The organism is Arthrobacter sp. YD2 (assembly GCF_030410475.1).
In the GTDB taxonomy this organism is placed as follows: domain Bacteria; phylum Actinomycetota; class Actinomycetes; order Actinomycetales; family Micrococcaceae; genus Arthrobacter_B; species Arthrobacter_B zhangbolii.
In genome coordinates this window covers 375,294-391,194 of the sequence record NZ_JAUHHB010000002.1, presented here as the reverse complement: position 1 = coordinate 391,194, position 15,901 = coordinate 375,294, and the positions used below count along the sequence as shown (strand labels likewise).

Annotated in this window: 19 protein-coding genes; 13 read left to right on the top strand and 6 right to left on the bottom strand. The window is 66.7% G+C overall.

Going from position 1 to position 15,901, the window contains the following annotated elements; translation table 11 throughout:
• Positions 1 to 60 precede the first annotated feature (60 nt).
• Complete coding sequence (locus QWJ37_RS08450) at positions 61 to 2,025, top strand: S9 family peptidase (RefSeq protein ID WP_356881775.1); 1,965 nt, start codon at positions 61 to 63, stop codon at positions 2,023 to 2,025.
• A 3-nt stretch (positions 2,026 to 2,028) separates the two neighbouring features.
• On the opposite strand, the gene QWJ37_RS08445 is transcribed toward QWJ37_RS08450, so the two are convergent.
• Positions 2,029 to 2,658: a peptide deformylase gene (locus QWJ37_RS08445; protein ID WP_341482010.1), complete on the bottom strand. Its 630-nt coding sequence runs from the start codon at positions 2,656 to 2,658 to the stop codon at positions 2,029 to 2,031.
• A 64-nt stretch (positions 2,659 to 2,722) separates the two neighbouring features.
• Between QWJ37_RS08445 and QWJ37_RS08440 the strand changes: the two genes are divergently transcribed.
• Complete coding sequence (locus QWJ37_RS08440; protein WP_290245036.1) at positions 2,723 to 3,289, top strand: heme-binding protein; 567 nt, start codon at positions 2,723 to 2,725, stop codon at positions 3,287 to 3,289.
• A 26-nt stretch (positions 3,290 to 3,315) separates the two neighbouring features.
• Here QWJ37_RS08440 and QWJ37_RS08435 read toward each other — a convergent pair whose 3' ends face one another.
• A complete protein-coding gene (locus QWJ37_RS08435; protein WP_290245035.1) occupies positions 3,316 to 3,750 on the bottom strand; it encodes a cytidine deaminase in 435 nt (144 codons plus the stop codon).
• Positions 3,751 to 3,866: 116 nt separating this feature from the next.
• Positions 3,867 to 4,172, bottom strand: a complete 306-nt coding sequence (locus QWJ37_RS08430; RefSeq protein ID WP_227901834.1) for a DUF4193 domain-containing protein — start codon at positions 4,170 to 4,172, stop codon at positions 3,867 to 3,869.
• A 283-nt stretch (positions 4,173 to 4,455) separates the two neighbouring features.
• On the opposite strand from QWJ37_RS08430, the gene QWJ37_RS08425 reads away from it, so the two are divergent.
• Positions 4,456 to 4,692, top strand: coding sequence for a hypothetical protein (locus QWJ37_RS08425; RefSeq protein ID WP_290245033.1), 237 nt, complete (start codon positions 4,456 to 4,458; stop codon positions 4,690 to 4,692).
• A gap of 156 nt (positions 4,693 to 4,848) precedes the next feature.
• Positions 4,849 to 5,196 carry a hypothetical protein gene (locus tag QWJ37_RS08420; RefSeq protein ID WP_290245032.1) on the top strand — a complete coding sequence of 116 codons (348 nt, stop codon included), beginning with the start codon at positions 4,849 to 4,851 and terminating at the stop codon, positions 5,194 to 5,196.
• 142 nt (positions 5,197 to 5,338) lie between these two features.
• Here QWJ37_RS08420 and QWJ37_RS08415 read toward each other — a convergent pair whose 3' ends face one another.
• Positions 5,339 to 6,175, bottom strand: a complete 837-nt coding sequence (locus tag QWJ37_RS08415; RefSeq protein ID WP_227901832.1) for a class I SAM-dependent methyltransferase — start codon at positions 6,173 to 6,175, stop codon at positions 5,339 to 5,341.
• Positions 6,176 to 6,504: 329 nt separating this feature from the next.
• On the opposite strand from QWJ37_RS08415, the gene QWJ37_RS08410 reads away from it, so the two are divergent.
• The 3 genes from QWJ37_RS08410 (at position 6,505) to QWJ37_RS08400 (ending at position 9,465) form a co-directional block, all read left to right on the top strand.
• Positions 6,505 to 8,136, top strand: coding sequence for a glycoside hydrolase family 13 protein (locus QWJ37_RS08410; protein ID WP_227928077.1), 1,632 nt, complete (start codon positions 6,505 to 6,507; stop codon positions 8,134 to 8,136).
• A 108-nt stretch (positions 8,137 to 8,244) separates the two neighbouring features.
• Positions 8,245 to 8,601 (top strand): UBP-type zinc finger domain-containing protein, encoded by a 357-nt coding sequence (locus QWJ37_RS08405; protein ID WP_227901831.1) that lies wholly within the window; start codon positions 8,245 to 8,247, stop codon positions 8,599 to 8,601.
• 78 nt (positions 8,602 to 8,679) lie between these two features.
• The gene (locus QWJ37_RS08400) at positions 8,680 to 9,465 is read left to right on the top strand and encodes an SDR family oxidoreductase (RefSeq protein ID WP_290245031.1); all 786 of its coding nucleotides are present in this window, start codon (positions 8,680 to 8,682) and stop codon (positions 9,463 to 9,465) included.
• On the opposite strand, the gene QWJ37_RS08395 is transcribed toward QWJ37_RS08400, so the two are convergent.
• Complete coding sequence (locus QWJ37_RS08395) at positions 9,462 to 10,547, bottom strand: YbhN family protein (RefSeq protein ID WP_290245030.1); 1,086 nt, start codon at positions 10,545 to 10,547, stop codon at positions 9,462 to 9,464. The genes QWJ37_RS08400 and QWJ37_RS08395 overlap by 4 nt on opposite strands.
• Positions 10,548 to 10,710: 163 nt before the next feature.
• On the opposite strand from QWJ37_RS08395, the gene QWJ37_RS08390 reads away from it, so the two are divergent.
• The 5 genes from QWJ37_RS08390 to QWJ37_RS08370 are packed head-to-tail and all read left to right on the top strand — an operon-like array spanning position 10,711 to position 13,983.
• A complete protein-coding gene (locus QWJ37_RS08390) occupies positions 10,711 to 11,856 on the top strand; it encodes an ABC transporter permease (RefSeq protein ID WP_227927784.1) in 1,146 nt (381 codons plus the stop codon).
• Positions 11,853 to 12,554: an ABC transporter ATP-binding protein gene (locus QWJ37_RS08385; protein ID WP_290245029.1), complete on the top strand. Its 702-nt coding sequence runs from the start codon at positions 11,853 to 11,855 to the stop codon at positions 12,552 to 12,554. The genes QWJ37_RS08390 and QWJ37_RS08385 overlap by 4 nt, the downstream gene beginning before the upstream one ends.
• Before the next feature lie 41 nt (positions 12,555 to 12,595).
• Entirely contained in the window at positions 12,596 to 13,189 is a 594-nt protein-coding gene (locus QWJ37_RS08380) for a TetR/AcrR family transcriptional regulator (protein ID WP_227901826.1), read from the top strand.
• Entirely contained in the window at positions 13,186 to 13,647 is a 462-nt protein-coding gene (locus QWJ37_RS08375) for a DUF3054 domain-containing protein (protein WP_290245028.1), read from the top strand. The genes QWJ37_RS08380 and QWJ37_RS08375 overlap by 4 nt, the downstream gene beginning before the upstream one ends.
• A 54-nt stretch (positions 13,648 to 13,701) precedes the next feature.
• On the top strand, positions 13,702 to 13,983 hold the full coding sequence (locus QWJ37_RS08370; protein WP_227901824.1) for an Lrp/AsnC ligand binding domain-containing protein: 282 nt from the start codon (positions 13,702 to 13,704) through the stop codon (positions 13,981 to 13,983).
• A 25-nt stretch (positions 13,984 to 14,008) separates the two neighbouring features.
• On the opposite strand, the gene trpD is transcribed toward QWJ37_RS08370, so the two are convergent.
• Positions 14,009 to 15,055: an anthranilate phosphoribosyltransferase gene (gene trpD, locus QWJ37_RS08365; protein ID WP_227901823.1), complete on the bottom strand. Its 1,047-nt coding sequence runs from the start codon at positions 15,053 to 15,055 to the stop codon at positions 14,009 to 14,011.
• Positions 15,056 to 15,215: 160 nt separating this feature from the next.
• On the opposite strand from trpD, the gene QWJ37_RS08360 reads away from it, so the two are divergent.
• Positions 15,216 to 15,854 (top strand): heme-copper oxidase subunit III, encoded by a 639-nt coding sequence (locus tag QWJ37_RS08360; protein ID WP_227901822.1) that lies wholly within the window; start codon positions 15,216 to 15,218, stop codon positions 15,852 to 15,854.
• The last annotated feature ends 47 nt before the right edge of the window (positions 15,855 to 15,901 follow it).

The following is a 15,901-nucleotide window of genomic DNA, read 5'->3' as shown; positions in this document are numbered from 1 at the left end:
CTCCTCAATTCCCTTTCCGCCCCCGCCGTGCATCCCGATGCTCTGCACTGTGTCGTGTCGGTGACCCGCCCCGATTTTGCCTCCGACGCGTACACCGGACAGTTGTGGCGGGTTCCCCTGGCCGGGGACGGCCAGCCCCGCCGGCTCACCCGCGGCTTCCGGGACACCATGCCGAAGTACAGTCCCGACGGCGCCTCCCTCGGCTTCCTGCGCGCCGGGGCGGGGGAGCCGCCCCAGTTGTTTGTGCTGGGTGCCGGCAGCGGCGAACCCGTCCGGGTGACGGATGCGAAGCTGGGCGTAAGCTGGTTCTCCTTCTCGCCGGACGGGCAGCAGGTGGTTTTCTCCGCGCGTGTGCCCGAGGAAGGCCGGTACGGCACCGTCAAGGGCGTTCCCGCCGCTGCAGAGGACCCCCGCCTGATCACCACGCTGAAGTACCGGATGAACGGGACGGGTTACACGGGGGACAAACCCACCCAGGTTTTCCTGCTGGACCTGCCGGACCTGGATGCCGAGCCGTATGTTGAACCCCGGGGACGCGCGGCGGCCGGACCCGAGGCCCGCCCGGATTCCGGCGGCATACCTGCGGCTCTGCAGCTCACCACTGCACCGGCCGATCACCTGCAGCCGGTTTTCTCCGCAGACGGGACCCGCATCCTCTACTCCCGGGAGCAGGATGACACCACGCTCGTGAGCGACGTTTACAGCATCACCACCGACGGTACCGGGCTGCGGAAGCTGACCAACCCGGGCGGCCGGACGCCGTTGTCCGTTTCGGATCCGGTGGAAAGCACCAACGGGGCCTGGCTGTTCTACCTCGGCCAGGAGCTCGCGGAAAGCGGCACGGACTTCGTGTCGCGCAATACTGCCCTGTATGCCGCGCCGACCGCAGATCCGGCCGCCGTCCGGAGGCTCACGGATCCGGAACACACGGACCTTGCCGAAGGCACCGTCCTGGCCCACCGCGGCGCCGAGGCACTGGTCTTCAACCGGCACCGCGGCACGGGTGAACTCCTGTCCGCGGATCCGCGGGGTGGTGTTCAGACGCTGGTCTCGGGGCCCCGGGTGGTTACCGCCGCCGGGTCCGCGGACGGCACCGTGGTGGTGAGCTACACGGACGCGGGCACTGCAGGGGACCTCGCCGTCGTCGAGGAAGGCGGCTTGCGGAGCGTCACGGATTTCTCCGCCGACCTGCGGGAAAAGTGCCCGGTATCAGCACCCATGGAAGAGACGTATTCCTCCGCGGACGGCTATCCGGTCCACGGCTGGCTGGCACTGCCCGACGGCCCCGGCCCGCATCCGGTGCTGCTCAACATCCACGGGGGCCCCTTTGCCCAGTACGGCTGGGGATACTTCGATGAGACCCGGATCTACACCCGCGCAGGCTATGCGGTGCTCATGTGCAATCCGCGCGGATCCGCCGGATACGGGCAGGAACACGGCAGGGCCATCAAGGGCGCCATGGGAACCCATGACCTCGCCGATGTCCTGGCGTATGTTGACGGCGCCCTGGCCGCCCACCCCGAGCTGGACAGCAGCCGGCTGGGAATCATGGGGGGATCCTACGGCGGATACCTCACCGCGTGGACTATTGCCCACGATCACCGGTTCACGGCTGCCGTGGTGGAACGCGGTTTCCTGGACCCGCTCTCCTTCATCGGGTCCGCCGACATTGGCTGGTTCTTCAGTGCCGGGTACACCGGCACTGACCATGCCGGCGTACTGGCTCAGAGCCCGATGGCGTGTGTGGAGTCCGTCCGGACACCCACCTTTGTGGTTCATTCCGAAGATGACCTGCGCTGCCCGGTGGAGCAGGCCCAGCGCTATTACACTGCCCTGAAACTCCGGGGCGTGCCCACGCAGATGCTGCTTTTCCCGGGGGAGAACCACGAACTCTCACGCAGCGGCACGCCATGGCACCGCCGGCAGCGCTTCGAGCACCTGCTGGACTGGTGGGCGCGATGGCTTCCGACCGCGCAGAACCCCGCTCCGGACGAAGCCCGGAAAACGGAGGCCGCCCCTGTTTAGGGGCTAGAACCCAAGCACGTGCCGGGCCTCGCCGATATCCGGCGAGGCCCAGCGCCGGGCATATTCGGTATTGCTGCACAGGGAGCGGGTCAGCATCCGGTCCACATACACGGTTCCGTAGAGGTGGTCCGTTTCATGCTGGACAATACGGGCCTGCCATCCGCTGAACCGCTCCATGTGCTGCCGGGACTGCGCGTCGGTGTAATCCAGCACCACGGACGCGTGCCGGCGGACCACCCCCTGGTATCCCTCAAAGGACAGGCACCCCTCATAAAACTCGGCGGACTGCTCGCCGTCGGCCTCATAACGGGGATTGATGATGGTGAAAAAGGGCAGGGGAGACCGTTCCCGGACCGCCGCCACTTCAGCGCCCACCTCGAAGGTGTCTTCAAGCACCGCGATCTGCAGCGGGATACCCAGCTGCGGTGCCGCGAGCCCCACGCCGGGGGCAGCATGCATCACCCTGCGCATAAGGCTGATCAGGGCCTGCAGTTCGGCAGCGTCCAGTTCGCCGTCGAAGGGCAGGGCAGTACGCCGGAGGGCAGGGTGCCCGAGCTGGACAATCGGCACAAGATCCTGCTCCAGCATGGGAAGAACCAGGTCGCGCAGCAGGGCAGTCGAATCGGTGGGCACCGCTTTATCCTAGTGCCCTCCACGCTGTTGTTGTGCGTGCGTGAAGCGTACCCTCGGCTGGACCATGACAGAGCAGCAGCCCTATACCGTCCTGGGCCAATACCCCGGCTTCGAACTGCGCCACTACCCGGCGCACGTCCTGGCCCAGGTGACGGTAAATGCCGGGTTTGAAGGCGCCGGCAACACCGGGTTCAGACATCTGTTTGCCTACATCAGCGGGCAGAACTCCTCCCGGGCCGTGCTGGAGCCGGATCCCCCGGGGGAGGTGCGGTTCGCGGAAACTCTGGCCATGACGGCGCCGGTGCTGCTTGAGCCGAGCCCTGTCCCCGGCGCCTACAGCGTGGCTTTTGTCCTTCCAGCCGATCTGACCGCCCCTACCGCACCGGTACCGGCGGATCCGGCAGTCAGCATTGTCCCGGTCCCGGGCCGGACCGGCGCAGCCGCTTCCTTTAGCGGGAGGTGGAGCGAGGCCAATTTCCAGGGCCACCTGGCCGGCCTGCTCGGGGCCGTCTCCGCAGAGGGTTTCACGCCGCTGGGCAGTCCGCGCTTCGCCCGGTTCGATCCGCCGTACCGGCCGTGGTTCCTGCGCCGCAATGAAGTCATCCAGGACGTGGAGGGGCCGGGGGACTGACGGCGGGGCAGGTTCCGGCCATGCTCTCAGTCCGCCGGGGGAACGAACCCGAGCGGCAGGAGATCGCGGGCCTCAACGCTTACCGGGCCCTCCGGTGCCGGCACAATAACGCGGATGCCGGGATAGTAATCGCTGAGCACCTGCCGGTCGCGGCCGCAGGGGCTCTGCACGCCGCGGCCGTGGTTGCCGACGGCCACAATATGGGTCGGCTGCCCCGCTCCGGCGGCCCGGGCTGCTGCCAGGGCAACAAGTTCCGCACAGGGACCTCCGGTGAAGTGATAGAGGTTCACGCCCGCATACGCGCCGCCGTCGGCTGTCCGGACCGCTGCACCCATGGTGTGGATGCCGTCCTCGTCCGGGCCGGCATCGGTGGCTGCGTCGATGGTCCGGCGGGCAAGTTCCACCAGGGCGTGGTCTGCCGGGCCAAGCTGCCGGGCTGAGGCGGGAAGTGTGATGCTCATCCGGAAATCCTAGACGCGAAGGGGGTGGCCCCCGGCAGGCGGCGGGGGCGTTTCGGGCAGCAAAAAACCGGGCCCCGCCTTACGGACGGAACCCGGCTGGTCCAAGCGGGGAGTGCTTAGCCTTCGCAGTCCAGGCAGTAGGCCTCGCCGTTCTTCTTTTCGCGGGCAATCTGCGAACGGTGGCGGACGAGGAAGCAGGACATGCAGGTGAATTCGTCAGCCTGCGGGGGAACAACCTTGATCAGGAGTTCCTCGCCGGACAGGTCCGCACCCGGAAGGTCAAAACCGTCGATCGCGTCCGACTCTTCGACATCAATGACGGCAGTCATCGCTCCGCCGCGCTGCTGAGCTTTCAGTCCCTCCAGGGAGTCTGTCGGCTGGTCTTCTTCCTTGACGCGCGGGGCATCGTAATCGGTAGCCATTTTGTTGTGTTTATCTCCTGATTTGGGGGGGTTTGAGCGTAGATCATATAGGCAATCAAAGTCGCTGCACCAAACCGTACAGCGACGGCGGGCCCGTCATGGCGAAATATAGCGTCAAAGTGACCAACATCCCGTTTGTTGGACCGGACCGGCATGCCGTGCGGGCTCAGGGCTCCGCCGCCGCCGGTGCCAGGGCAGCCGGGGGAGGCAACGGCAGCCACAGGCGTCACTGCGCGGTTATGTCAACCTGCCCGGATACCTCTGCCAGCCTGCGGGGGACGTTATGTCAACTCGTTCACCGGTGCGCTGCGGGCCGCCCGGCGACGGGAATCTGCGTGACCAGGTCAGCCGTTTTCCGGGATTCGGACGCCTGCGCGGCGCACCCGGCGATCTAGGCGGCAACACCGCAGAACTGAGGCACAGCCGGCCGCGCGCCGAAAAAACACTCAAATCGGTGAAAAATCCGGGGGATCAGGCACAGAAGGAGTTATATGTACCAGAGGCAGAATACGGACAGTAAAGCTCCTTCCGCGAACCCCGGATAAACGCCGATAATCCACATTATGTCAACTAGCGTATTGGAAGAGGTCCCCCGACCCGTGCGGGAGCACCTGTGGACGGCCATCGGGCTACAGTAGGCTTCCGCTAATTGTCCGGCTTCCCGGAAGGTGCATCAATGAGCAGGTATGGCTGGCTTTCCGTGGTGGCGGCACGCAGCGCCGCTGTGCTGGCTGCCGTGCTGGCCCTGACTGCTTGCGGCACCGGCGGAGCGGACAGCCCCGACGGACGCCCGGACCGCTGGACGGTGAGCGCTTCCGACCCCGGAACCGGTTTATATGAGCAGTGCCTGGAGGATCCGTTGGTTGAGGAATCATACGTGTCCGCCGATTACCCCGCCTCGCATCTGGGTATCTCCCTCGCGGGCGCCGCCACCGATGAAGACGCACAGCGCGTTGCCGAGTGCCTGCGGCAGGCCCTGCCATCCGCGAAGGTTTCGGTCATGGGCCCGCAAACCGGCAGCTGAGTCCGGATAAAGCAGATAACCCCGGCGTATGTCCGCCAACAGCCCACACCGCCGAACTCCCGGATCCGATCAAACCCCGCCCACTCCCCTGCCGTTCCGGCCTGCCGTTCTGGCCGCCCCGGCCCCCGGATGTCCGCCTCCGTCAGGCCCGTCTGGCGGTTACGAGCAGATATTCCCAGTCCATGGTCATGCCGCCCGCCTGCGTGCTGTACCTCTTCACCAGAGCCAGCAGTTCCGCATCCAGGGCGCTGCCCCGCTCCGGCGCCGACGCCAGGGACGCGTAAACCGCCATGACCGGTCCGTAGTGTGCCTTCAGGAACACCAGGAAGTCCTTCGGCGTCGAAAACCGGTCAATAAGCAGGGTGCTGCGCTCCGCACGGAATTCCCGCACCCGGCCTTCCAACAGGGACTCCACATGCTCCCGGTTTCCCCACAGGGGCGGAGACTGCGTTCCGGGCGGCGGTGGCGGTGAGTACGGCTTCATGGCGGCGAACATGCTGCCGATAAAGCCTTCGGGCGTCCAGCTGATGATCCCGAGGCCTCCCCCGGGCCGGCAGACGCGAACCAGTTCAGCGGCAGCCAGTCGATGGTGCGGGGCATACATCACCCCCACGCAGGAAACCACCGCATCAAAGGACGCGTCGGCATAGGGCAGATCCTCGGCGTCGGCCACAGACCAGGTCAGCCGGACGGACCGGGCCAGCGCCAGGCGTTTGCCGGCATTCAGTAAATCCGGTGCCAGGTCCGACGCCGTAACGTCCGCTCCCGTTTCGGCAGCCGCGATGGCCGCGTTTCCGGTCCCTGCGGCAATGTCCAGGACCCGGTCGCCGGCACTGACCCCGGCGGCCCGAACCAGGGCCGGTCCCAGAGGCTCAACGGTTTGCGCGGCCACGGCCGCATAGTCCCCCATCGACCAGATGGCCCGCAGACGGTCCTTGATCTCCCTGTCCGCACCGGCGTCGTCCGGAAATGTGGCCATATCCTCACGTCCTTGGAAAATGCTCCCGGGTCCGGTTAGGCCCGGCTCCCGGGAAATGCGGGCCGGGAGGGGCTGCTGTGTGCGGCGCAGCCCCGGGCATGGGCACACTCTAGAACTCCGCAGCGTCCCCGGGAAGCCCGGGACAGGCACCGGGACAGGAGCCGGGAAGGAACCGGGGATCCTGCGGAGAAGCCGTCAGCAACTCCGAACGCGGCCGCACCGCGGGCAGAGTAGAGTCCAACCAGACCATTTTCACGGGCACCGCACCCCATCGCCAAAGGACCACCTTGACCACAACCCCGCAGCCCTTCCCCTCCGACGCCGATCCCATGACGGATCCCCACTGGTGGCGGCAAGCCGCCGTATACCAGGTGTATCCGCGCAGTTTCGCGGATACCAACGGCGACGGCCTGGGCGACCTGCAGGGGGTCACCGCCAAGGTTCCCTACCTCTCCGCACTCGGGATCAACGCCGTCTGGCTGAGCCCCTTCTATCCCTCCGCCCTTGCGGACGGCGGATACGACGTCGACGATTACCGGGACGTCGATCCGCGCCTGGGCAGCCTGGCAGATTTCGATACGATGGCCGCCGCCCTGCATAACGCCGGAATCAAACTCATCGTCGACATCGTCCCCAACCATTCCTCCAACCGGCACACCTGGTTCCGTGAAGCGCTGGACTCTCCCCCGGGTTCCGCGGCCCGTGAGCGGTACATCTTCCGGGACGGCACGGGCCCGGACGGCAGTGAACCGCCGTCGGACTGGCAGTCGGTCTTCGGCGGCAGCGCCTGGGAGCAGGTGCCGGACGGACAGTGGTATCTGCACCTGTTCGCCCCGGAACAGCCGGACTTCAACTGGGAGAACCGGGAGGTCCGGGACGAATTCCTGGCGACCCTGCGGTTCTGGTCCGACCGCGGCGTGGACGGCTTCCGGATCGACGTGGCCCATGCCCTGGCCAAGGATCTGAGCGAACCGCTGCCCTCACAAGCCGAACTCATAGCGGAAGGTGAGGGCACCGACGGCGGGCACCCGTTCTGGGACCGGGACGAGGTGCACGAGATCTACGCCGAATGGCGCACCCTTTTTAATGAGTACACGCCTCCGCGCACGGCGGTGGCCGAGGCCTGGGTCCACGCTTCCCGCCGCGGACGCTACGCGAGCCCCGAGGGCCTGGGCCAGGCCTTCAACTTCGACCTGCTGCAGGCCGATTTCGACTCCGCCCGCTTCCGTTCGGTCATCACGGCAAATCTGGAGCAGGCAGCTGCCACCGGCGCTTCCTCCACGTGGGTGCTCTCCAACCACGACGTGGTCAGGCATGCCACGCGGTACGGGCTGCCGCCCGCGCCGGAGGACAGCGGGAAGGGGCAGGACGGCAAGGCCTGGGTGTTCGCCGGAGGACCCGAGGACCAGCTGGACCGCACGGCCGGCCTGCGCCGTGCCCGGGCAGCCACCTTGCTGATGCTGGCGCTGCCCGGTTCGGCCTATCTCTACCAGGGTGAGGAACTGGGTCTTCACGAGGTAGCCGGCATTCCGGATGCCGACCGGCAGGATCCGACGTTCTTCCGCAATGCCGGCGTGGAAAAGGGCAGGGACGGCTGCCGTGTGCCGCTGCCGTGGACCACGGACGGGCCGTCCTTCGGATTCAGTACCGTCCCGGCCCATCTGCCCCAGCCGAAGGAGTACGGGCCGGCGGCCGTGACGGTTCAGGATGCCGACACGGAATCCACCTTGAACTTCTACCGGCGTGCTTTGGAACTCCGGGACAAGCAGCAGTGCGCGGAGGAACTGGCCTGGCTGCCCAGCGCGGATTCGGTGCTGCACTTCGAGCGTCCCGGCGGCTGGCAGAGCATTACCAACTTCGGGCATACTGCTGTCGCTCTGCCCGCCGGGACCGTACTGCACACCAGCGCGCCGCTGCAGGACGGGATGCTGCCGCCCGACACGACCGCCTGGCTGGGCTGAGCGGACCGCTGACTCCCCCCGGCGACCTGGTCGAGGCGGCCGGCGGCCCTGTTGCCGAAGCCCGCGGCTGGTTAGCGTGGAACCTACCGCTTTTCGGAAGGAGCCCCGATGGAATCCGTCCCCTCCATCCCCGGCATCAATGCTTCGGTTCCGCCCAGCGGCCCGGGCTGCGTGGAATGCACGCAGCAGCAGGGCTGGTGGTACCACCTGCGACGCTGCGCCGAATGCGGCCACATAGGCTGCTGCGACAACTCCCCCGGCCGGCATGCCACCGCCCATGAACAGGACACCGGGCACCCGATCATCCGCAGCTACGAGCCCGGCGAGGACTGGTTCTGGAACTACACGGACGCCTCGGTCTTTGCCGGCCCCGTGCTGGCTCCGCCGGAGCATCATCCGCTTGACCAGTCAGTCCCCGGCCCGGCAGACCGGGTTCCGCCGGACTGGCCGGAACGCCTGCGCTGACTGCCGGCCTGCGCTGGCCACCAGTTGCGGGTTTTAGCGGCCCTGCCACTGCTCCATTAACGGGTTTACACTGTAAACATGACTAGAACATATATCGTCACCGGATCAGCTTCGGGCATCGGAGCAGCCACCGCCAACCTGCTGAAGGAGGCCGGCAACAACGTCATTGGCGTTGACCTGCGCAACGCCGACGTCGAAGCGGACCTGAGCACCCCCGAGGGCCGCTCGGCCGCCGTCGCCAGGGCCGTTGAGCTGGCCGGCGGCAACGTCGACGCCGTGATCGCCTGCGCCGGCATTTCCGCCCCGGCACCCATCACCGTGGCAGTGAACTTCTTCGGCGTCACCGATTTCCTTACCGCCCTGGCACCCACGCTGGCCAAGAGCAGCGCCCCGCGCGCCGCCGTCGTCAGCTCCATGGCCAGCCTGCAGCCCAACTCCCCCGAACTGGTCGAGGCAATGCTGGCCGGCAACGAGGAGGAAGCCCTGCGGATCGGCAAGGAACTGGCAGACCAGGGCCCGCAGACCGGCTACCTGAACTACCCGTCCAGCAAGCGTGCCCTGAGCCGCTGGGTTCGCCGCGAAAGCATCTCCCCGGCCTTCGCCGGAGCCGGCATCCCGTTGAACGCCGTCGCCCCGGGCACCGTACTCTCGGCGATGACCCGCGAACTGCTCGCCACCCCCGAAGGCCGGGCCATGGTGGATGAAAACGTTCCAATGCCGCTCAACGGCCACTCCGAGCCCGAGGTCATTGCCCGCCTGCTGATCTGGCTGACCTCCGAGGAGAACACCCACACCACCGGCCAGACCATCTACACCGACGGCGGCGCTGACGCGACGCTGCGCGGCGACGATATCTGGTCCTAGCTTCGCCGCGTGCCGCCGGCACCGGGAAGGACTATCCCCCGGGGCCGGCGGGCGGCATGCCGCAGAACCCCCAGGCGCAGCGTCAGATATGCGAGGGCGCCCACCGGGATCGGCAGCCAATACTGCAGGATCCGCCAGGACAACACTCCCAGGACAGCCACCCCGGCCGGTGTGCCGAACCCCGTCAGCGTTGGCACCAGCAGCCCCTCCACCAAACCCACACCACCCGGCGTGAGCGGAACCATGGCCACCAGATTGGCCAGGCAATAGGCCACGATCAGCTGCCCTGCACCGACTTGGTGCCCAAATGCCGCCAACAGCACCCACAGGCTCGCGGCGTCCAGAACCCAGCGCAGGGTTGCCAGTCCGATCCCCTCCGCAGACCTCCGGGGTTCCGCATGGAAAATCCGGGTTTCCCCGGCGACGGTTCGGACAAAGCGTTCGGCGCCGTCAGGGTGCAGCCGCGGCACGGCCCTCGCCACGGCCCGCGCCACCCGCACTGCGGCATCGAGATGCCGGCCCAGCAGCACCAGAAGTACCAGCGCCACACCAAAGAGCACCAGCACTACGGCCCCGGCGACGGCGTAGTTCCTGTTCACGCTTACCTGCCCAGCCATAAAGACCAACCCCACGCCAAACAGGGCGCCGAGGATCAGATACGCGCCCAGGGTCTGGATGGTCGCAGCACTCAGAGCCTCCCGCGGCGGCACCCCGGCCAGCGTCAGCAGCCGGTAGCGCGCAGCCGCCGACGTAGTGCCACCGCCGGGCACCACATGGTTGACGGCACTGTCGCACAGGTCTATCCGTATCAGCGTGAAATAGGACGGCCGGGCGCTCCCCGGGAGTACCACGCTGGTCAGGGCGCTGTAGCTCAGCCAGGACCCAACCTGCAGGCAGAGTGCTCCGATCATCAGGAACGGCGGGAGCCTGGACAGGGACTTCAGGACGTTCTCCGTGCCGGCAAGCTGCGGCAGGACCACGTACTCGAAGGTAAGCGCGAGGACGACGAACACCGCCAACCAGCGCAGATAGCGCCTGCGGCCGTGCCCGGAGCGGGAGGCGGGTCCTCCGCGTTTGGCCATGAGTTAAGCAGACCACCCCGGCGGGGCAGCCGCCAGACACGGCTCCCCCAGATTCCGCCGCGGTCAGATCCCGGTTGTTCCTCCAGCATGTTTCTGACAGTATGTTGGTATGTTACCGACAAGCTGTTGGCAACATCTGCATACGATCCAGCAAGGGGTTCCGATGTTTTTAGCGCTTCGCGAGTTGCGTTTCGCACGGGCCAGGTTCGGACTGATGGGTGGCGTTGTCGCCCTTATAGCCGTTCTTATGGTCCTGCTTTCCGGCCTGTCCTCAGGCCTCGTCAATGACGGTGTGTCCGGCCTGAAGTCCATGCCGGCCACCGCCTTCGCCTTTAATGAAGGCACCAAAACCGATAATGCGTTCTCCCGCAGCGTGGTGGACAGGGGCCAGGCCGAAACCTGGGCCGAGCAGCCCGGCGTCGAGGAAGCGGCCCTGATGGGCACCGCCATGATGAACGGCACCACCGGCGACGGCACCCAGGTTGACCTGGCACTGTTCGGCGTCGAAACGGATTCCTTCCTGGCTCCGCAGATTGGCGAAGGCCGCAGCATCAGCGCTCCCGACGAGATCGTGGTCTCCTCCACGGCCGCGGACGCCGGCCTGGCCATCGGCGACGTCGTGACGCTCGAGCGCATCGGCGTCGACCTCACCGTGGTCGGCTACACCGACGGGCAGGCAACCTTCGGACACGTTGACCTCGCCTACCTGCCGCTGGACACCTGGCAGTACCTGGCCAGCGGCCAGAGCGCCCCCGGCACCCCGACACAGGACGCCATTGACTCCGTGGACTTCGCCACGGCCAGCACCGTGGCCCTGAAGGCCGCCGACGGCGCGGACATCGACTTCGCAGCCGGCGACGCCGCCGCGGGCACCGTCACCTCCACCCTGGCGGAATCCTTCAACGCTTCCCCCGGCTACTCCGCCGAAACCATGACCCTGGAAATGATCCAGGTCTTCCTTTACGCGATCTGCGCACTGGTGGTCGGCGCATTCTTCACGGTGTGGACCATCCAGCGCCGTCACGAACTGGCCGTGCTGCGCGCCGTCGGCGCCTCCACCGGCTACCTGCTGCGTGACGGACTGCTCCAGGCCGCCATCATCCTCGTCGTCTCCACCGTGATCGGCATCCTCGCCGGACTCGGCATGGGCGCCGGCCTGAGCGGCACGGCCATGCCGTTCGCCCTGGAAGCCGCTCCGATCGCCACTGCAACCGTGCTGACGATCCTTCTGGGCCTGGTGGGCGCCGCCCTTGCCATTGTCCGGATTTCCCGCGTAGATCCCCTGGTGGCACTTGGAGGACAGCGATGAGCACCGAAACACAGGCACACACTCCCGGCACCCGTACCGGCGGGCTGCTCATCGAGGCAGCGAACCTCGCACTGGGCGACGGCGAAAGCACCGTCCAGGCACTCGACAACGTCACGCTGTCGGTTGCACCCGGGGAAATGGTGGCAGTTGTTGGCCCTTCCGGTGCCGGCAAGTCCAGCCTGCTCGCCGTGGCGGGCGCCCTGACCACCCCGGATTCGGGCACCGTACAGGTGAACGGTGTGGACCTGGGCACCCTCAGCAAGTCCGACCGGGCCAGGTTCCGGCTGAAGGAGATTGGTTTTGTCTTCCAGTCAGGCAACCTGATTCCGGCCCTGAATTCCGCTGACCAGCTGCGGCTTATGCTCAAGCTCGCAGGCAGTCGGGACGGGTTCGATCCCATGGAACTGCTCGCAGCGGTAGGCATGGACCACAAGGCCAAGAGCCACCCCGACCAGCTCTCCGGCGGTGAACGCCAGCGCGTGGGTATTGCACGCTCGCTCGTGAACCGACCCACCCTGCTGCTCGTGGACGAGCCCACGGCGGCCCTGGACCGCGCACGCAGCCAGGACGTAGTGGCCCTGCTGGCACGCGAAACCCATGAGCGTGGCGTTGCTACAGTTATGGTGACGCACGATCACGACGTCCTGCACCACTGCGACCGCGTAGTGGAGATGGTCGACGGTCGGCTGGCCGGCTAACCCCGGCGCACAACGCTTGGACAGTACGAACAGGAGGATCAGTGCCCCGAATTAATGCCCCCACGGTGGCCGAACACCGGGCGGCACAGCAGCGGGCGCTGCTGGACGCGGCACGTACCCTCCTGGCCCGCACGGGCGAGGCACCCAGCATGGCCGAAGTTGCCGCGCTGGCGGGCCTCGCCCGTCCGAGCGCCTACCAATACTACAAATCACGGCAGGACCTGCTGCACGCGCTGGTACTGGACGTCTTCCCCCGCTGGACCCGCCGGGTCCGGGAGGCCATGGACGCGGAGCCGGAGCCCGCTGACCGGATCATGGCCTACGTCCTGACCAACATTGCGCTGGTGGCAGAGGGGGAACACGCGGTAGGCAACGCGCTGGCCGCCGTTGCCCCGGGCGAGGAACTGGACAATCAAAGCGCCATGATGCACCGGCAGCTGCTCACGCCCCTGGTGGAGACACTGACCCTGCTCGGCGTTGAGGATCCCGCGGTCACCGCCGAACTCATCAACGCGATTGTGCATTCCTCCACCCGGCTGCTCGAATCAGGCACCGGGCGCGAATCAGTGGAAGCACGGGTACGCGAACTGATCGGACCCTATGTGCGCGAAAACGCGGTAGGACAGAAGGCATGAACATGACCAACACTCCCCGATCCGCGGAGCCTGCGGGCGCCTCGCGGGGCACCGCCGCCTCCCGGGCGCAGCGCCGCAGCTGGCCGGTACTGCTGGGCGCGGACCTGGTGCTCATCACCATCTTCGCCGCCCTGGGCCGGCAGAGCCACGAGCACGGGCTCGCCGTGACCGGAATCCTCCTTACCGCACTGCCCTTCATCCTTGCCTGCCTGGCCGCCTGGGCCGTTATGCGGGCGTGGCGCCGTCCCGGGCAGCTGTGGCCCGCCGGCGTCGTAATCTGGCTTATCACCGTGGCGGCAGGCCTGGGCATCCGGGCGCTGGCCGGCGGTGGCACCGCACCGAGCTTCCAGCTGGTAACCCTGCTGGTGCTGGGCGCCTTCCTTCTCGGCCACCGGCTGGTGTGGCATGTGGTGTCCCGGCGAGGGGCGCAGAACCCCCGGCCGGAACGGATCAACTAGGCTCAAAGGGAAAACAGGCGCCACCGGCGCCACCCCAGCAGCGAAAGGCCCGCCATGATCACCGCTTTTGTACTCATCCAGACGGATGCGGCCCGGATTCCGGAATGTGCCGAAGAGATTTCAGAGATCGAGGGCATCAGCGAGGTCTATTCGGTCACCGGCGACTGCGACCTGATCGCCATCGCGCGGGTCCGCCGCCACGAAGACCTGGCGGACGCTATCGCCAACCGGCTCTCCAAGGTCGAGGGCGTCATCGGGACCACCACACAGATTGCGTTCCGGGCATACTCCCAACACGATCTCGACGCCGCCTTCTCCCTCGGCTTCGACAGCTGACCCGCCGCCGTCAGCCGCGGGGGACCTAGCGGGTTACCTCCACCCAGCGGTCCAGGGCAGCCTGGGCCGCACCGCTGTCAATGGATGCAGAGGCCCGCTCCAGCCCTCGCGCCAGCCGTTCAGGCAGGGTGCCCTCAGCCTCCGGATCCAGTGCCACGAGGGCCGCGGCGGCGTTGAGCACTACAGCATCACGCACCGGGCCCTTGTCACCGGCCAGCACGCTGCGCACAACGGCGGCATTGGCGGCCGCGTCTCCGCCCCGCAGATCCTCCAGCGTGGCCCTGCTGATCCCCAGGTCCAGGGGATCCACTACTGACTCGCTCACGGCCCCGTTACGGACCTCCCAGACGGTGGACACGCCGGTGGTGGTCATCTCGTCCAGGCCGTCATCCCCGCGGAAGACCAGGGCACGCACGCCGCGCCGCGCCAGCACCCCCGCCATCAGCGGCGCCAGACGCGCATCCGCCACACCGATCGCCGAGGCGCTCGGCCGCGAAGGGTTGGTCAGCGGTCCCATGAAGTTAAACGCGGTGGCCACCCCCATCTCGCGGCGCGGCACGGCGGCGAACCGCATGGAGGGGTGGAACACCTGGGCGAAGCAGAACGTGATTCCCGCCTCCACCGCAGCCTGCGCAACGCGGTCCACCGGAAGGTCCAGCCGCACGCCGAGTGCCTCGATCACGTCGGCTGATCCCGAGGACGACGACGCCGCCCGGTTGCCGTGCTTTACCACCTTCGCTCCGGCGCCGGCACAGACCAGGGCAGCCATTGAGGAGATATTCACCGTATTGTGCCGGTCCCCGCCGGTGCCCACGATGTCCAGTGTGTCACCGGGAATATGGATGGGGCGTGCGCTGGCGAGCATGGCCTCAACCAGCCCGGTGAGCTCGTCAACGGTCTCCCCTTTGGCCCGGAGGGCAACCAGGAAGCCCGCAATCTGCGAGTCCGTGGCCTCCCCCGCCATGATCGCGGCCATGGCCCATCGGGTCTGCTCCGTCCCGAGGTTCCTGCCCTCAATCAGAGCAGTAATCAGGCTCGGCCAGGTGTCCGTTGAAGTCGGAATGGTAGTCACACACCTTAGGTTATCTACGATTCGTAGAAATTGCTGGATTGTTTCTGGAACCCCCATTTCCGCGCCAGTACTGGGATCCGGGGGTCCGGTCGCCTTCCTGGACGCGCCGAGCGCCTCCATCTGTTGGAGAACTGGGCGGTTTTACCGCCATAATGTCTATGTGACAACAGCGACCCATGCCCCCAGTACCCCGGCTCACCCTACGCTGAACCGCCCCAATATGGTTTCCGTTGGAACCGTGGTGTGGCTCTCCAGTGAACTGATGTTCTTTGCTGCCCTGTTCGCCATGTACTTCACCCTTCGCTCCACGTCGAGCGATCTGTGGGCCATGGAGACGGAGAAGCTGAACGTTCCGTTCGCTTTCGTTAACACGGTGATCCTTGTTTCCAGTTCCTTCACTTGCCAAGCTGGCGTTTTCGCCGCAGAACGGCTTCAGGCACGCCGCACCGGAGGGCTCCTGAAGCTTTCCCGCTGGGGCATGACTGAGTGGTTCCTGCTGACCTTCGTACTCGGAGCGATCTTCGTCTCCGTACAGGCCTACGAATACGCAATGCTCGTCTCTGAAGGCGTATCCCTCTCGTCGAACTCCTACGGTTCCGCGTTCTACCTCACCACCGGTTTCCACGGCCTGCACGTGGCCGGCGGACTGATCGCGTTCCTCTTCATCATCGGCCGTGCCTACGCCGCCAAGCGCTTCGGACACTTCGAAGCGACCTCGGCGATCGTCACCTCGTACTACTGGCACTTCGTTGATGTGGTCTGGATTGCCCTGTTCGTCATCATCTATTTCCTCAAGTAACACTGCTTGAGGACCGCACCCACGAAATACCCCAAAGTGGCACCTGT

What these genes read in the sequence shown, in the direction of transcription:
- QWJ37_RS08440 (WP_290245036.1), top strand. Translation starts at nt 2,723, where the DNA reads ATGACAGAGCAGCAGCCCTATACCGTCCTGGGCCAATACCCCGGCTTC.
- QWJ37_RS08435 (WP_290245035.1), bottom strand. Translation starts at nt 3,750, where the DNA reads ATGAGCATCACACTTCCCGCCTCAGCCCGGCAGCTTGGCCCGGCAGAC.
- QWJ37_RS08430 (WP_227901834.1), bottom strand. Translation starts at nt 4,172, where the DNA reads ATGGCTACCGATTACGATGCCCCGCGCGTCAAGGAAGAAGACCAGCCG.
- QWJ37_RS08425 (WP_290245033.1), top strand. Translation starts at nt 4,456, where the DNA reads ATGTCAACTCGTTCACCGGTGCGCTGCGGGCCGCCCGGCGACGGGAAT.
- QWJ37_RS08420 (WP_290245032.1), top strand. Translation starts at nt 4,849, where the DNA reads ATGAGCAGGTATGGCTGGCTTTCCGTGGTGGCGGCACGCAGCGCCGCT.
- QWJ37_RS08415 (WP_227901832.1), bottom strand. Translation starts at nt 6,175, where the DNA reads ATGGCCACATTTCCGGACGACGCCGGTGCGGACAGGGAGATCAAGGAC.
- QWJ37_RS08410 (WP_227928077.1), top strand. Translation starts at nt 6,505, where the DNA reads ATGACGGATCCCCACTGGTGGCGGCAAGCCGCCGTATACCAGGTGTAT.
- QWJ37_RS08405 (WP_227901831.1), top strand. Translation starts at nt 8,245, where the DNA reads ATGGAATCCGTCCCCTCCATCCCCGGCATCAATGCTTCGGTTCCGCCC.
- QWJ37_RS08400 (WP_290245031.1), top strand. Translation starts at nt 8,680, where the DNA reads ATGACTAGAACATATATCGTCACCGGATCAGCTTCGGGCATCGGAGCA.
- QWJ37_RS08395 (WP_290245030.1), bottom strand. Translation starts at nt 10,547, where the DNA reads ATGGCCAAACGCGGAGGACCCGCCTCCCGCTCCGGGCACGGCCGCAGG.
- QWJ37_RS08390 (WP_227927784.1), top strand. Translation starts at nt 10,711, where the DNA reads ATGTTTTTAGCGCTTCGCGAGTTGCGTTTCGCACGGGCCAGGTTCGGA.
- QWJ37_RS08385 (WP_290245029.1), top strand. Translation starts at nt 11,853, where the DNA reads ATGAGCACCGAAACACAGGCACACACTCCCGGCACCCGTACCGGCGGG.
- QWJ37_RS08375 (WP_290245028.1), top strand. Translation starts at nt 13,186, where the DNA reads ATGAACATGACCAACACTCCCCGATCCGCGGAGCCTGCGGGCGCCTCG.
- QWJ37_RS08370 (WP_227901824.1), top strand. Translation starts at nt 13,702, where the DNA reads ATGATCACCGCTTTTGTACTCATCCAGACGGATGCGGCCCGGATTCCG.